This window comes from Vicinamibacterales bacterium, assembly GCA_041659285.1.
GTDB lineage: Bacteria > Acidobacteriota > Vicinamibacteria > Vicinamibacterales > UBA2999 > 12-FULL-67-14b.
This window is the reverse complement of record JBAZYO010000009.1, coordinates 133912-149178: the sequence shown is the minus strand read 5'-3', so window position 1 is coordinate 149178 and position 15267 is coordinate 133912. Positions and strand designations below refer to the sequence as shown.

Below are 15267 nucleotides of genomic sequence, written 5' to 3'. Positions count from 1 at the left end.
TCGCAAGGACCGCAATGATTCGCTACAAGACGATTGTGCTGACAGCGCTCGTGATCTCGATCGCCGGGCCCGCCGTGGCCCAGCGCCGCGCCTTCGACCTGACCACGCCCCGGCCCATTCCGGCGGCGGACAAGGTCTGGATTGAAGAGTTGACGTGGATGGAAGTCCGCGACGCGATGACGGCCGGCAAGACGACGGCGATCATCACGGCCGGGAGCACGGAGCAGAACGGGCCCTACGTGCCGACCGGCAAGCACGTGTTCGTGCTGCGCGCCACCGCGGAGGCGATTGCCCGCAAGCTGGGCGACGCGCTGGTGGCGCCCGCCATTCCGTTCGAACCCGGCAACTTCTCGACCACGCCCGGCACCATCCAGGTCCGCGACACCACCTACGACGCCCTGGTGGAGGACCAGGCCGAGAGCCTGAAGGCCAACGGCTTCAAGCACATCATCCTGATTGGCGACAGCGGCGGCAACCAGCGCGGCCTCGAGCGGGTTGCGAAGAAGCTGTCGGCCGCGTGGGCGGGCAGCGACGCGACCATCCACTACATCAAGGAGTACTACGACAGCTGGACGGCCGCCGATGGCGCGTGGGACTCGCTGGGTGTGCCGAAGACCAAAGACGAGGGCATCCACGACGACTACAGCGTGAACAGCATCATCGCAACGGTTGATCCGGAGAAGATTCGATTCAAGCAGCGGCAAGACACCGGCAAGGCTTCGATCAACGGCCAGACCCTGCTGCCGCTCGAAACCACCATCGCCAACGGCAAGAAGCTGGTCGAGATCCGCGCCAACATCACCGTTGAGGCGATCAAGAAGGCGCGGTCGGCGAAGTAAGTAGTGCCAGGAGGGCGGCACCGTTGGGTCGTGCCGGGAGGGCGGCACTTTAGTGCCGCCGATCGCCCGGCATTCCAATTGCAATTTCGATCGGCCATGGGCCGACCACCCCGCCTCGATCGCACTTCTTACACCGGACGTTCGACGTACTTGGTGACCTCCGTAACCCGCGACCGGGTTAAGGCCTTTCACGACATCGAGTTCGGACGATTCGCCGAACACGCGTTGATCGGTCACGCCACCAGTGCAAAATTCGCAATTCCTGCGTACTGCCTGATGCCCGATCACGTCCATTTGGTCGCCACTGGCCAGACGCCCGAATCCGACCTCCGGCGCTTCGTGGCGCGATGGAAGCAGGCAACGGGCTTCGCGTGGAGCCGGCTCGGGCACGGGCGGTTGTGGCAGGCGGGATATTGGGACCGGCTTGCGCGATTCGACGAGCCCATAGACGAGATGGTGCGATATGTCGTTGAGAACCCCGTGCGCGCGAAGCTCGTGGCGGATTCGGCGCTCTACCCGTTGACGGGGTCAACCGTCGGTCGCCGCCATCCTGACGGGAATCGGCGGCACTAAAGTGCCGCCCTCCTGGCACTTCTTGTCGTCAACATCCCGACAAACCCAATCGCGCTGGCGACGAGGCCCCACAGGTTCGGGTTGGACCATCCCGTCCGGTCGGTGCCGAACTGCACCGCCAGCAGCACGGTCATGCCGCAGATGATCGACGCCAGCGCCTCGCGCGTGCCGGCACGCTTCACGAACAGCCCGCCCACCACCGGCACCAGCAGCGTCGCGCCGATGATCGAATAGAAGATCGACAGTGCCGTGATGATTTCGCCCACCACGAAGATCGCGAGCGCCATGCCCGCGGTGCCGCCGGCAAGGGCCGCCAGCCGGGCCACCTTCAGCACCTGTTCTGGCCGCGCGGCCGGGTTCACAAGGCGCTTGTAGAGATCCTGTGACAGCGACGTCGAGAGCATGAAGAGAATGGCCTCACATGCGCCGACTTCCGCTGAGAACACCGCCGCCAGCGCCATGGCGCCGAGCCACACCGGTAGGCCGTGCAGAAGCAATGTCGGCAACACCTCGTCGCGAGCGGCAATGCCGGGGAACGCTGCCCTCGCGGCAAGTCCCAGTAACACCGGGATGAACGCGAACAGCATGAGCGCGACGGCATTCATGCCGACGCCGGCGCGCACGTCGCGTCCGCTCTTCGCCCCGTAGGTCTTCTGAAGCAGGCCAGGCGACACCACGAAGTTCGGCCCCGAGAGCAGCAGCAGCGTAAAGCCGGATCCGGCGCCCGCGGAGAACAACGGGTTGAAATACTCCTCGGGCAGCCCCGGCAATTGCGCAATGCCCCCGAAGCCGCCCGCCGCGCGCATTAGGATGGGAATGGCAATGGCGAAGCCGGTGAACTTGACCACCAGTTGCACAACACTCACACCGACCGAGCTGAGTAGCCCGCCGGCGCTGAAATAGCCCGTCATGGCGGCGCCGCCGATCAGCACGCCCGCCCACTTCGGCAGACCGGCGACCACCGCGAAGACGGCGGCGCCGAGCAACAGCTGGCCGGCGAGGATGAACAGCGCGCCAAACCAGATCAGGGCCGAGATGATCACGCGCACGCTCTGTCCGTAGCGATCCTCGAGAAAATCGCCGACCGTCATGTAGCCGCGTTCCGACGCCAGGCGCCACATCCGCGGACCGACCACCAACGCCAGGATCAACGAGCCCATCGCGGCGGAGCCATTCCAGAACCACGCGCTGACGCCTTGTTGATACGCCAATCCGGTGGCGCCGACCGTGGCGCCCGCGCCGATGTTGGCCGCGAGCAGGGTGGCGGCGAGGTACGGCCACGACAGGGTGCGCCCGGCGACGAAAAAATCGGCCGGACCGCGTACGCGCCGGGCGATCCACAGCCCGAGCGCCGTCAGCGCGGCCGAATAGGCGATTAGCAGTGCAACGTAGACGTTCACGGGCGCCGCAAGTCGCGCACAGCCGGAATGTTGGGCAGGCCCGTGGCCTGGCGCACGCCGCGCAGGATGGCGTCGGCCATCACCTCCGCCGCCAGGCCGCCGATCAGCGACACGTTGGCATCGCCCGCATGCGATCCGGTGGCGATGGCGAAAATGGTATCGCCGTCACCCATGGTGTGGGCCGGGACAATGGCGCGGGCGAAGCCGTCGTGCGCCATGTCGGCCATCTTCTTCGCCTGCGCCTTGGTCAGCTTCGCGTTGGTCGCCACCAGGCCGATGGTCGTGTTCTCGCCCGGACGCGGCTTCTCGAGCGAACCATTTCGCATCACCACCCGCGCATCGAGAAAAGTCTGGCCATCCGCGCCGCGCGCGCCCGCGACCAGGCGCCCGGTTGCGGGATCGACGATGTCGCCACCGGCATTCACCGCGACGATGGCGGCCACGGTGAGCCCGCTCGGCAGGGTGATCGAGGCGGTGCCGATGCCGCCCTTCATGGGCTTGCCGCCGCCCGCGAACTTGCCGACCGTGGCGCCGGCGCCGGCGCCGACGCTGCCTTCCGCAATCGCACCGGTGGTCGCCGCCTTCGCGGCCTCGTATCCGCACGATGCATCGGGCCTGATCAGCGGCTTGCCGGCGATGGGAAGGTCGAACAGCACGGCCGCGGGGACGATGGGAACGTAGGCGCCGCCGAACTGGAAGCCCACCTTGCGTTCTTCGAGATAGCGCATCACGCCGCTGGCGGTGTCGAGTCCGAACGCGCTGCCACCCGACAACACCACCGCGTGCACCTGCTCCACGAGGTTTGATGGATCGAGCAGGTCCGTCTCGCGCGTGCCCGGCGCCGACCCCCGCACCGAGACGCCGCCGGTGGCGCCTTTCTCGACCAGGATGACCGTGCAGCCGGTGGGCTTCTCGGCGAGCGTGAAGTGCCCGACGCGGATGCCGTCGATGGCGGTCAACCCAGATGGCCGCGCCTGACCGGCCACAGATGACGCAGAAATAATCACCAGGGCCGCAGATGACACGGATAACGCAGATCTTAAGGCTGTCTGCCGCATGGCGTCAGGATACACGGTCACCTGAAGATCCTCTGCGTAATCTGGGTCATCTGTGGCCCTGGTGTTACTTCGGTTCTGTGTTCCACCAGAACTGCTTGGGCAGCGGCTTCGCCACCGGCCAGATCACGTTCAGCGTGTCGCCCTCGTAGAGCTCGCCGTTCTTCATCACGTAGCGAATCGAATTTGTGTTCCTGATGTTCTCGAGCGGGTTGCGATCGAGCACGAGCAGGTCCGCCAGCTTGCCCGGCTCGAGCGAGCCGACGTCCTGCTGCAGCCCGATGGCCTCGGCGCTGAACAGCGTGATGATGCGCAGTGTCTCGTGCGGCGTGAGTCCGCCTGAGGCGAGGTTCCACGTCTCCCAGTGCGCGCCCAGGCCTTGCAGCTGGCCATGGCTGCCCAACCCGGCGCGCCCGCCCGCGCGGATCACGTCGGTGACGCCCTTCGCGATCAGGTTGTGCCCGTACTCCTCCGGCAGGAACCACTGCGGCCGCCGGCGCACCATGCCGTCCAGCAGTTCCCACGGAATCCATTTGCGCAGCTTCGGATCCTGCGCCGGGTTCTCGTTCTCGAACCAGTAGTTCTCGGACCACGGCGCGCCGTAGGCGACCAAAATGGTGGGCGTGTAGAACGTCTTGGTCTTCGCCACGAACGTCGTCACGTCCTTGTAGAGCGGCGCAATCGGGAGGCTGTGTTCCTGGCCTGAGTAGCCGTCGGCCATCTGCGTCAGGTTCAGCTTGAGGTCGAGCGAACCCTCGATGGTGGCGGTGATGCCGTATTCCTTGCAGGCCTCGATGATCCACTGGCGCACGATGCGGTCGCCGGCCACGTACTGCTTCAAGGTGTTGGTGCGATACGCCTCCTTGTAGCGCTTGACGAAGCGGAACGCGGCATCGCGGTCTTCGATGCCCGAACCTGCGAACACGCCCGGCCCGGTGGCGTAGATGCGCGGGCCCGGCATCAGGCCGCTGTCCACCATGTCGGCGTAGGCGAACACGTCCGGCGTCGAGGTTTGCGGATCGCGCGTGGTGGTCACGCCGTAAGCGAGGTTGGCGAGGTACTGCCAGACCTCGGTCTGGTGCAGGCCGCGCGGCGCCCACATGTGCGAGTGCGCGTCCACGAAGCCGGGCATGATGGTCTTGCCGGCGACGCTGATCGTCCGCGTGCCGGCGGGTACCGTGAGCGAGCCGCGGCGGCCCACCGCGGCGACGCGGTTGTCGGTGACCAGGACGTCGCCCTGCGCGATCACCTCGTCGCCCTTCATCGTGATGATGCGCGCGCCGGTCAGCAGCACCGAACCCTTCGGCTTCGATCGCGGCATCTCGACGACCACCTCGGTCTTCTGCGGCTCGGTGGCGGTGAGGTCCTGCCGGAAGAACTGCGCGCCCCAGGCCCAGGTCACGGCGGTGCCGTCGGCGGTCCAGTCCAGGTAATCGCCGCCGTCGAGAGACATCCGCTTGACCGGCACGGTGGTGTTGTCGGCGCGCCCCTGGATGCGCACTTCCACGGTCTCTCGGCCGGCCCGCGGGACCGTGACGAGGTAGTGCTTCTCCTGCAGGCTCACGAACGCGCGCGAACCATCCGGCGACAGCCGGATGTCGTCGGCCGCCGGCGGATTGTTGCCGGGACCCACGCCGGTGATCCGCAGGTGGGTGCGGCGATCGTAGCCGTCCATGGTGATCGACTGCAGCCCGCGGTTCGTCGTCAAGTACACCCGCGACGAGTCGTTGCGGGCGAAGTGCGGGCCGCGGCCGCTTTGCGCCGATCCGACCAGGGTGGAGGCGCCACCGGCCACCGGCAGCCACCGGATCTCGAGCGTGTTGGGCGGGCTCACGCCGCCAATTTCGCGCGGCGACTCTTCGTCGCCTTCACGTTCGTTCTCGGGCGGCGTGTCCATCAGGATCGAATAGAGCTGATCGGACGCCGCGCCGGCCAGGAACACGATGCGCGTGCCGTCAGGCGTGAACGTGGGGTCGAGGTAGTAGCCTTCGCTGCGCGTCAGGGTCTCCGGCTGCCCGCCGGCGGCCGCCACTCGCTTGATCAGTCCGCCGGTCGTGGTCCACGTGGTGTAGACAATGGAACGGCCATCAGGAGACCACGATGGCATGAATTCGCCCTCGACGATCCCGGCCGCACTAGTGAGCAGCCGCGGACTGCCACTTGGCATGTCCTTGATGTAAAGCCGATTCATCGCGCTGAACACCATCTTCGAGCCATCGGGCGAGAGCGTCGGCCAGCGAATCAGTCGCGCGCGGACCGCGGGGCCGTCTTCCACGCGCACCGGCGTGTACACGCGCGGGGCGATCTCGGCCTGCACCTTCGCGGTGAACGGGATCGGCGTCGCGGCACCGGTCTCGAAGTCGATGCGCTGCAGCTTGCCGCCCACCGGCACGATCAACGACTTGCCGTCCGGCATGAAGTCGTAGCGGGGCAGGGTGTCGCGGCTGGCGCGTGATTCCTGGTCGTCGCGCGTCACCGGATACGCCAGCCAGCGCTCGGCGCCGGTCTCGAGATTGCGCACCCGCAGGCCAGTCTGCGACTTGTGACGCGTGCCGAACACCATCCACTTGCCGTCCGGTGACAGGGCCGGGCGAATCGCGCTGCCCTGGGCGTTGGTCACCTGCGTGACGTCGCCCGTCTCGCGGTCGTGGCGATACACCTGCCACAGCGGGAACCGCGCGTTGTAGGTGAAGGTGCCCGTGCGCTGGGTGTAGTAGATGAAGCGGCCATCGGGCGTGACCACCGCGCCCATCTTGTTGGTGGGCGGCGCGGGCGGCGGGCCCGGCGGCGCATCCGGTCCGGGCTGCGGCGGCGGCGCGGGGCCCACGCGCACGCCGGTGCCGCCATCGCGGTGGTACATGAACAGGCCGAACGTGCCGGGCTCGGGCGGCCGCGACTTCGACACGATGATGTACTGGCCGTCGGGGGTCCACGCCGGCGACACCATGATCTGCGGCCGATCGTTGGTCTTGCCGTCCTTGCTTACCGCGCGCGGGTTTGATCCGTTGGCGTTCGCGATCCAGAGGTTCTCAACGCCGGTACGGTCGGTCAGAAAGGCGATGGTGCCGCCATCCGGCGACCACGTCGGCTGGCTCTCGAACGACAGCCCGCCCATGATGCGCGCGGCCTCGCCGCCGCCGATCGGCATGGTGTAGAGATCCCCCAGCAAGTCGAACAGGATCGTCCGCCCGTCGGGCGACACGTCCACCTGCATCCACGTGACCTCGTCGGTCGTGAACTCGATGGTCTCGGCCGTCTTGAGCGTGAACCCTTCGCCGGGCTTCGCCGCGTCGTCGGCCTGGCGGTCCTGGCCGCGCAGCGTGGCGAACCCGATCAGGCAAACGGTCAGCAGGCAGGCGGGCAACGTTCTGGTGCGCATCGCGAAAGTATAGGGGCCTCGATATACTTCGCGCCATGAGAACTCTCAAGGCTTTGGCGACCGCAGTGACCGGTGCCGCGCTTTGCGTGATGACGGCTGGCGCCGTGACGCGCGTGCCGTCCGGTGACGGGCAGTTCTGGGACATCCAGGACACCTCGCCGTGGGCGCAAGACAGCGGCGGCATTGCCACCGGCGGCCGCGCCAACCCGTTCAACGGCTTCGGCTACCTGAAGCTCCAAGTGCGCCGCCCCGACAACACGTTGCTGATCAGCAATCATTACCTGCACGGCTTCGGCCTGCACCACGACGGCGGCGGCCGCTTCGATTCGGTCATGCCGGTGCTGAGCGAGGGCATCCTCGCCTCGCGCGCCATCACGACCACTAAAGACACCGCCTATCTCAGGTATTTCGACGCCTTCACCAACACGGCCTCCGAAGATCGCATTGTCCGGGTCGCCTGGGGCGGCGCGGTTGGCGCCTATGAGGATGGCGGGCGGGTGGCGGTGGCCACGACCTCGAGCGGCGACCGGCAGATCGACATGGCTGACAGCTTCGTCACCGTGATGCAGAACGCGAAGGCCGCCGACAATCCGATGGACGGCCCTTCGGCCCATGGGCCCTCGGCCCATGTCCTTGGCACGCGGCGCGGCCCACTCACGTCGGTGGGCGACATGTATGGCGATCCGTTTGACGGCGTGTGGCCGGGTTTCGACACGTCGCACATTGGCTACGTGTTCACGCTGCGGCTGCGTCCGGGCCAGACCGCCGCGCTCGTGACGTTCGTCGTGAAAGGGCTGAGCGAGGTCTACGACCCTCGCGGTGGCTATCCCATTCCGATCAAGGACGCGCTGGTCACCGGCGAGGCGGTCTATGCCGGCGCCGACGCAAAGGTTCCGGCGGCGGGCTCCGAGATTGCGCGCGTCACCGAGATGGCGAAGCAACTGGTCAAGGAGCCGGACCTGCGCGGCCTGACGGCCCTCCAGCGATCGCAGATCGTGAATTGGCCGGCGAGCGCGCCGGCGCCGGCGGCGTTCACCGTGTTCGAGAAGACCGTGTCGGAACTGCAGGACGCGATGACGCGGAACCTCATCACCTCGGAAGACATCACCCGCGAGTACCTGGCGCGGCTGACACTCTACGACCGGCACGGGCCGGCGTTCCGCGCGGTGCTGTCGATCAATCCGCGCGCCATTGCCGATGCGCGCGAGCGGGATGCCGAGCGAGCAGCCGGCCGCGTCCGCAGCCCGTTCCATGGCGTCCCGGTGGTGTTCAAGGACAACATCGACGCCACGGAGCTGCCAAGCACGGGCGGCTCGCTCGCGCTGCTCGACCACCGGCCACGCCTGGATTCACGGGTGGCGGCCGGCATGAAGCAGGGCGGAGCGGTCGTGCTCGGCAAGGCCAACCTCGATGAGTTTCCCTTCGGCGACTTTGGCATCAGCTCGGTCGGCGGCACGGTCGGCAACGCCTACGATCCGTCGCTGAGCACCGCTGGATCGAGCGGCGGCAGTGCCACCGCGGTGGCCGCCAGCCTGGCCGCGCTCGGGTTCGGCACCGACACCTGCAATTCGCTCTCGAACCCCAGTGCCTTCGCCTCGCTGGCTACCATCCGTGTAACGCGCGGTTTGACCAGCCGTGCCGGCGTCATGCCGCTCAACACCTTCAACGATGCGGTGGGACCGATGGCGAAGTCGGTGCGTGACGTGGCCCTGGCCCTCGATCTGGTGACCGGCGCGGACCCCGAGGACCCGGTCACGGCCGCGGCGGCATCGCACATCTCCGGATCGTTCGCCCAGGGCCTCGATGCGGCGTCGCTCAAGGGCAAGCGCATCGGCGCGCTCCGCCAGCGGTTTGTCGGCTTTACCGGCGAGCGGGAAGTGGCGGCCAACATGGAGCGCGTCATCAAGGAGTTGCAGTCCGCCGGTGCCGTGGTGGTTGACGTCGCCATTCCCGATTACGACGCGAAGTATGCGGCGGCGCGCGGGGCGGCGCCGGGATCGCTGCGCGCGGCATGGACGGCGTACCTGTCGCGCGGCGCCAGGCCCGGCGACAAGGTGCTGACCATCCAGGACCTGCTGGCCTCTGGCAAGCTGGCGCCCGTGAGCGCGCGGCGGTTCGAAGGCGCACTCGCCCCTGCGCCCACCGGCGCGGAGCTCGATCAGGCCACGCGCCGCTTCCTGGCCGGCCGCGAGACGTTCCGGCAGATCTTCGTGGACCTGATGGATCGGCAGAAGATCGACGCCATCCTGTTCCCCGCCAACCAGGCGCGCCCGCACACGCACGAAGGCGGCCTCGAGCGCTACGGATCGGAACCTGGCACGTGTGAGGAAAGCGCCGCCACCGGACTGCCGCAGGTGACCGTGCCCGCCGGCTTCGTCGGCGGACGCTACCCGGTGGGCATCTCGCTGCTGGGCAGGATGTGGGATGACAGGCGATTGCTGGAACTGGCGGCGGCCTACGAGCGCGCCACGCGCCATCGGCGGCCACCGACGACGGTCAGATAGCGCGGGAAGCAGAAAGGGATGATCCCTAGTACAGGACTGCGTTTTCGCCGAGGTCCGCGATCAGCTTCTTGAAGTGCGCCACAATCACATCGCGGCGCTTGAGCACGGCTTCGATCTCCGATGTCGTGAGGGAGTCACGCGCCGCCTGCTTGATGCCGTCCCTGCTCAGGGCCTCAATCCGGGGCAGCAATGCGCGATCGATTTTGGCCAGATCCTTGGCGTAGAGCAGTTCCGTCTGCAAGCGGAAGGCGCGGGTGAAGTCGATCATCATCACCTTCCACTCCGGCGTGATCAGCACGTTGCCCAGGTTGCGGTCGGTGTCGCGGGTGAGCGCCGCAAACACGCGCATGCGGTACATCTGCTGGTTCCAGTCCGTGGCGTTGGGCGGCGGGATCTTCTTTTTCAGCCGCTCACCCTCATCCATCAGGGTGTCCACCCACCAGCTGAGTGACCCGCTCTTGCCCGCCCACCGGCGTTCCACGTGCACCGGCATCATGTGATCGAGACCCAGCATCTCCGCGATCGCATACGCGCCCAGGTTGTAGCGATAGGCGTCAACGAAGTTCATCTCGACCGCGGCGTTCCGGCCGCCGCCCGTCAGGTTGGCCACCGTTTGCCGCAGGTCCACTGCTTGAAACGCGGCGTCGTGGGTCAGCGTGCCGTCGGTCAGCGTGAGGCGCTTGGGGCTGGTGACGCCCTTGCCGATGTCGCGTGAGCGGGTGATCTTCGCCGTGAGCAGGAAGTCGCGCATCTGCTCGCGCGTGAGCGCGGCGGCAGCCGGCGGCGAAGCCGGCTGCGCGACGGACGGAAGGGGGACGAGTAGCGAACCCGAGAGCAGGACGGCGACGAGAACGTCGGCCCCCCTCATGGCGTGAGGACTACTGGTAGATCTTGGTGAAGTTGATCGAGGCGCCGCCTGCCTGGGGCTGTACGCCGAGGGCGAACTTGCTGCCGCGCACGTTCATGGTGACCGTGCGGGCCGCGGCGAGGCCGAAGCCGGCGCCCATCACGACGTCGGTGGCGTGGTGGCGGTTCCAGGCCATGCGGGCGAGGGCCACGTACGAGCCGAATGCATACGCCGGCACGCCGGCCTTCCAACCGTAGTGCCGATGCAGGACGGCCGCCGTGGCGAACGCGCTGGCCGAGTGGCCCGAAGGGAACGACAGGTTGTTGCTTCCGTCGGGACGCTGGCGGTGAATCGTGACCTTCACACCCTGCACAAGGACCTGCGAGAGGATCTGCGCGCGCACGATGTCGCGTCCGACCATTGCCATCTTCTCGTTCTTGAACGCTTTGCCGACGCCGTAGCCGGCAAAGCCCGCGACCGCCTGGAATGCGAAGCCGCCCATGATGTTGCCGGACTCGAAGAGGGTGGTGGGAATGTTGAAGCCATTGTTCACGCCCTCGCGGTCCCACGGGGCCGTGGCAACGGCGGCGATCGACGTGTAGGCCATCACGTGCGCCGTGTCGCGGCTGAAGAAGTGCCTGAAGTCGCTGGCGACCAGCTTGAACAGGTTGCCGGATTCGCCATTGCTCGTGCGCGGAGCGAAAGGGCCGGTCGGCAGCGGCAGTCCGGGACGGGGAAGCTGCGGCGTGAGCTGATCGCCGGCGCCAGGCGCCGTGTCGGCGGCGCGGGCCGCATCGGCCGGCGCCACCTCTTGGGCAAATGCCGGCGTGGCCAGGGCCAACGCAATCACGGAGCAAGCGGCGTAACGCAGGATTCGCATCAAAAAACTCTCTTTTTAATGGACGAAACGGGTCTTTGAGTATCGCATGGAACCTGCGGGTCCCATCGAATTTGCCCTCTCAGAACGTATCGGCCGGTCGCCGCATCAGGGTAGCCGTTCCAGCCCGACCAGCGTCCAACCAGCCAAATTCCTTCGAAAATACACGGAAATGGGACGGGTCCAGGCTTCGGGACCACCCACCGCCGCAATATCCACCTTGATGAACTCGGATGCCGGCATTGGCGGCATCGGCAGCGGGCTCTGGGTTTCTTCCGTCGTCGCCACCAGCGTGGCCTTGTCGGCGGCGTTGTCGAACGCGTACCACAGGGCCCGGTAGCCGGGCACACGATCAGATACGGCCGCGTCTACCGCCGCGTTCCGGAACGTCAACCGGCCCTGCGCGTCGAGGGCCGGGTCCACGATCGGATTCACCTTCGGCAGGAACGCCTGCAGGATGCGCAGCCGCCGATCGGCGATCGCCTGCGCGAGGAACGCCTCGGACGCCGGGTCGCCGAACCGCCCTTCGGTGACGGCCGCCTTGATCATCTCGTCGGTGATGGCGGCCAGTTTCGTCGCCGCCCAGAACGTGTCGTCGGCGCGCATGTGCCGGAACGCCGCGTTCGTGATGTGCGGCCACCACGACTCGGGATCCCACTCCGAGTGATCGCGCGGGAGCCGCCCGATGCTCGGCGACTCGAAGTAGTCCTGCGTGCGCCACCGAGGGATCTTGAAGCCGAACGACAGCACGCGCTTGCCGACGTCGCCCGGCAGTTCCAGGAGCGGCTCATACCCTTCCCATCCCTCGCGCGGGCCGACCGCGGCGCTGCCGAGCGCCGATCCGAAGTCGAGCAGGTAATGGCGGATGAAGCTGCGCCCGTTCTCGGTGACGAGCGACGACAGCGAGTTGATGCCCTTGGCGTCCACATGGTTCAGCCATGCCGCGAACACGAAATAGCCGCGCAACTCGCGACGATGCTCGTGCGGGACGACATCGTTGGGGTCGTCGGCGCGGGTGCCGTGGAAGCCGATGCGCCCGACCGGACGGCCGGGCGTGGCCTTGCTGAGGATCACGCGGTAGCTGCCGTCGGGGTCGCCGTCGGCGCGCGACAGCAGCCACGCGAGGTCGCTGTGCTGCATCGGCCGCGACGTCTCGCCGGACGGCGTGATGCGCGTGTCCTTGTCAATCGACAGGTTCTCCGGCTTGAGCTGCGCGATGTGGTATTCGGCCGTGTGATAGCCGGCGGCCCAGAACAGCTTGGCGGCGACAATCTCGCTGCCGGTCGCCATGGCGCGCCAGCCGGGCGGGTCGAACTTCACGAACCAGATCTGGCGGGCGGAGTCGCGAATGGTGAAGCCCGGCGTGATGCCGTCGCTCTTCGCCGACACCACGGTCCACGGCCCGGGCGCGGGACCTTCGCTGGTGTTGGCGGCGCGGGCCACCTCCGCGGGCGTCAAGGGCATGCGTCCGGCGCGGTTCACGAAGAACGGGCCGTCCGGCACTTCGTCCACGGTGTTGAGGTTCTTCGCCCGCTGCCCCACCTGGCGATCGCCGGGGAACCAGAACAGGTTCTCGAGCGTTTGGTATGCCAGGTCCGGCTCGTAGCGCTTCGCGTTCTTCACGTCCTGCGTGATCGGCTCGCGCCAGATTGGATCGTCTGGAAAAAAACGCCGCGACTGCGCGCTCACGGTCCAGGTGATCGCGGTGACGACGAGCAACGCCAGGGTGATGCGTGGGCGCGTCATGATCAGAAAATCTGGCTGCCGGCGAAAATCAACCCGAGACCCTCGCGGCCGCGGGCCACTTCCACCCGCAACGCGGTGAACAACGGCCCGTGGAAGCGGGCGCCGAGGCCCCAGCTGGTCTCGAGGTCACCGGCGCGGAACTGCTTCCGGTCGGCCGCCACCTGGCCGGCGTCGAGAAAGATCGCCATGTCGAGGTAACGCGACGGCCGCCAGCGGTACTCGCCGGTCAGCAGCACGCGGTTGCGATCGGTGAATCGCCGGTTCGCGAAGCTGCGCAGCGTGCTGCCGCTGCCGAGGAACGGGGCGAGCATCACCGGCACCTGGTGGCCCGCGTCGGTGTTGGTCAGGGTGACCACGCCGCGGCCCGCGAGCACGAATTGCTCGCGCAGCAGCGGCACCAGCTGCACCACTTCGTACTCCTGGGAATCAAACGAGAACGGACGATCGTTCATCTCGCGGTGCCGTTCCCACGTCGCCCGATAGAAGCCGCCGCGCGTGCTGTAGCCCGGCGACGTCCGCCAGTCGATGGCCGCCCCGGCGCGGACGACGTGGTAGCGCAACCCCTCGCCGAGGCCGGGGCCGGCATTCGCGAGCGAGCCCGGACCATCGCTCGTCGTATCGAGACTCACGAACGAGTAGCCGCCCTGGAACGCCAGCCACTTGGCCGGTGTGAGGGCCGCGTTGCCGCCGGCCTCGGTGGGCTGGTAGTGGTAACGCACCCGCGCGTCCTGGTTCGATGACGGGCCGAGGCCGTAGAACGACACGCCCCGGGCCTCGAGCCGTTGCGCGCCGACGTCAACCCGCAACATCCCGTGCCACAGCTCGGGCGCCGCCAGCCGGGTTTCGAACAGCGTCGAGCCGTTCACCGACACGCCGGCGAGCAGGTTGATGGCGGCGGCCTTCTCCAGCCGCTTGAGATAGCCCGCGCCGGCCGCCATGCCGGCGCCGCCGAAGACGCTGCCGAACCACGGGTAGACACCGTCGCCGCCGCTGAGCAGCGGCGAGATCAGGATGCGGCGGATGACCCGCTCCGCGTCCGACGGGCCTTCCTCGCCCAGTCGCTTCGCCTTTTCGGCCTGCTGGTCGGCGATGGTCTCCACGCGCGTGGACTGCGCAGCCGCTGGTGTGCTGAGCAGGGTCGAGAGCAGGAGGGCGGCCGTGCCACGGAACATCCCCGTGATTATAGAGGTGTGCCGCCTGAAACCGTCACTCGGTCGCCAGCCTCTGGAGCTGCCACTTGGTGCGGGTGTAGGCAATCCGGAAGCCGTTTCTTTCCGCATTCCGCTGCGACGCGCTGCCGGGCGCTGCACAGATCATGGCCAGGTCGCACCCTTGCGCCGCCAGTTGCCGCAGGCGCCAGTCGAGCAGGGCCTGCTGCGCGCCCTGCCGCCGTCCCTCCGGCACCGTGCTGGCGCCCGCCAGCAGGCCGACGCCGTCCCAGGCAAACAGCGCCGCCGTCGCAATCGCCGCGTCGTCGATCTCGGCGACGATGCACGTGGCGTACTCGACGCTGGTGCGCGCGAAGCCGTCGATGAACGCCTGGACCTCCGCTGATTCGCTCCAACCGCGCGCCGACACGGATGCATACAGTGCGGCCTCCGCCGGGGCGATCATGCGCACGCGAATCCGCGGATTCACGTCGCGCCCGTCCACGTCGCCGCCAGTCGGCCGGAACATCACGCTCGACAGCTCGACCGGCCGGTATCCGCGCTGCGCCAGCTTGGCGAACACTCCGATACCCGCCAGCGGGCTGACTTCGTGGATGACATCGGAGCCGCGCGTGGTGAAGAAGCTCTCGAGCGCATTGAGATCGTGGTCGGTCAGGGCCGTGGTCACGCCCAAGCCGAAGGTCTGCGTCAGCGGCGACCCGACGCCCGAAAACATCGCCAGCGTGCCGCCGACCTCCGTCCACGTGGCCCTGGAGGCGGGGTCCTGCCTCGCCTGGGTCTCGACAAACGCGGCGTTGCTGCGGCCCTCGGTCAGCTCGAGCCGTCGCGACAAGGCGAGATCGCAGAAGATGGCAGCTTCTGGTTGGGTGGACATTCGA

The 15267-nt window shown here is 67.6% G+C and carries 11 protein-coding genes; 3 read left to right on the top strand and 8 right to left on the bottom strand.

The genetic code is table 11. The annotated features are described in order from the left end of the window. Positions 1-14 precede the first annotated feature (14 nt). Positions 15-839, top strand: coding sequence for a creatininase family protein (locus WC815_15955; protein ID MFA5910275.1), 825 nt, complete (start codon positions 15-17; stop codon positions 837-839). Between the two features lie 153 nt (positions 840-992). Then, a complete protein-coding gene (locus tag WC815_15950) occupies positions 993-1412 on the top strand; it encodes a transposase (GenBank protein MFA5910274.1) in 420 nt (139 codons plus the stop codon). Here WC815_15950 and WC815_15945 read toward each other — a convergent pair. The 3 genes from WC815_15945 to WC815_15935 all read right to left on the bottom strand — a co-directional run bounded on the left by WC815_15945 (position 1409) and on the right by WC815_15935 (position 7246). Then, the gene (locus WC815_15945) at positions 1409-2812 is read right to left on the bottom strand and encodes a sodium:solute symporter family protein (GenBank protein ID MFA5910273.1); all 1404 of its coding nucleotides are present in this window, start codon (positions 2810-2812) and stop codon (positions 1409-1411) included. The genes WC815_15950 and WC815_15945 overlap by 4 nt on opposite strands. Beyond that, on the bottom strand, positions 2809-3837 hold the full coding sequence (locus WC815_15940) for a P1 family peptidase (protein ID MFA5910272.1): 1029 nt from the start codon (positions 3835-3837) through the stop codon (positions 2809-2811). Before WC815_15940 ends, WC815_15945 begins: the two co-directional genes overlap by 4 nt. Positions 3838-3934: 97 nt before the next feature. Then, complete coding sequence (locus tag WC815_15935) at positions 3935-7246, bottom strand: amidohydrolase family protein (protein MFA5910271.1); 3312 nt, start codon at positions 7244-7246, stop codon at positions 3935-3937. A gap of 35 nt (positions 7247-7281) precedes the next feature. On the opposite strand from WC815_15935, the gene WC815_15930 reads away from it, so the two are divergent. Next, on the top strand, positions 7282-9750 hold the full coding sequence (locus WC815_15930; protein ID MFA5910270.1) for an amidase family protein: 2469 nt from the start codon (positions 7282-7284) through the stop codon (positions 9748-9750). A 25-nt stretch (positions 9751-9775) separates the two neighbouring features. Here the strand turns inward: WC815_15930 and WC815_15925 are convergent, their stop codons facing one another. The 5 genes from WC815_15925 to WC815_15905 all read right to left on the bottom strand — a co-directional run bounded on the left by WC815_15925 (position 9776) and on the right by WC815_15905 (position 15263). Next, positions 9776-10618 carry a hypothetical protein gene (locus WC815_15925; protein MFA5910269.1) on the bottom strand — a complete coding sequence of 281 codons (843 nt, stop codon included), beginning with the start codon at positions 10616-10618 and terminating at the stop codon, positions 9776-9778. Positions 10619-10628: 10 nt separating this feature from the next. Continuing rightward, positions 10629-11477 carry a phosphatase PAP2 family protein gene (locus tag WC815_15920; protein ID MFA5910268.1) on the bottom strand — a complete coding sequence of 283 codons (849 nt, stop codon included), beginning with the start codon at positions 11475-11477 and terminating at the stop codon, positions 10629-10631. 105 nt (positions 11478-11582) lie between these two features. Then, positions 11583-13220: a hypothetical protein gene (locus WC815_15915; protein MFA5910267.1), complete on the bottom strand. Its 1638-nt coding sequence runs from the start codon at positions 13218-13220 to the stop codon at positions 11583-11585. A 2-nt stretch (positions 13221-13222) separates the two neighbouring features. Then, positions 13223-14392 (bottom strand): BamA/TamA family outer membrane protein, encoded by a 1170-nt coding sequence (locus WC815_15910; protein MFA5910266.1) that lies wholly within the window; start codon positions 14390-14392, stop codon positions 13223-13225. Between the two features lie 34 nt (positions 14393-14426). Next, positions 14427-15263, bottom strand: coding sequence for a GNAT family N-acetyltransferase (locus WC815_15905; protein MFA5910265.1), 837 nt, complete (start codon positions 15261-15263; stop codon positions 14427-14429). Between the last annotated feature and the right edge of the window lie 4 nt (positions 15264-15267).

Excerpts from the sequence above, each read along its gene's own strand:
- WC815_15955 (MFA5910275.1), top strand. The coding sequence starts at position 15 with ATGATTCGCTACAAGACGATTGTGCTGACAGCGCTCGTGATCTCGATC.
- WC815_15935 (MFA5910271.1), bottom strand. The coding sequence starts at position 7,246 with ATGCGCACCAGAACGTTGCCCGCCTGCCTGCTGACCGTTTGCCTGATC.
- WC815_15930 (MFA5910270.1), top strand. The coding sequence starts at position 7,282 with ATGAGAACTCTCAAGGCTTTGGCGACCGCAGTGACCGGTGCCGCGCTT.
- WC815_15925 (MFA5910269.1), bottom strand. The coding sequence starts at position 10,618 with ATGAGGGGGGCCGACGTTCTCGTCGCCGTCCTGCTCTCGGGTTCGCTA.
- WC815_15920 (MFA5910268.1), bottom strand. The coding sequence starts at position 11,477 with ATGCGAATCCTGCGTTACGCCGCTTGCTCCGTGATTGCGTTGGCCCTG.
- WC815_15915 (MFA5910267.1), bottom strand. The coding sequence starts at position 13,220 with ATGACGCGCCCACGCATCACCCTGGCGTTGCTCGTCGTCACCGCGATC.
- WC815_15910 (MFA5910266.1), bottom strand. The coding sequence starts at position 14,392 with ATGTTCCGTGGCACGGCCGCCCTCCTGCTCTCGACCCTGCTCAGCACA.
- WC815_15905 (MFA5910265.1), bottom strand. The coding sequence starts at position 15,263 with ATGTCCACCCAACCAGAAGCTGCCATCTTCTGCGATCTCGCCTTGTCG.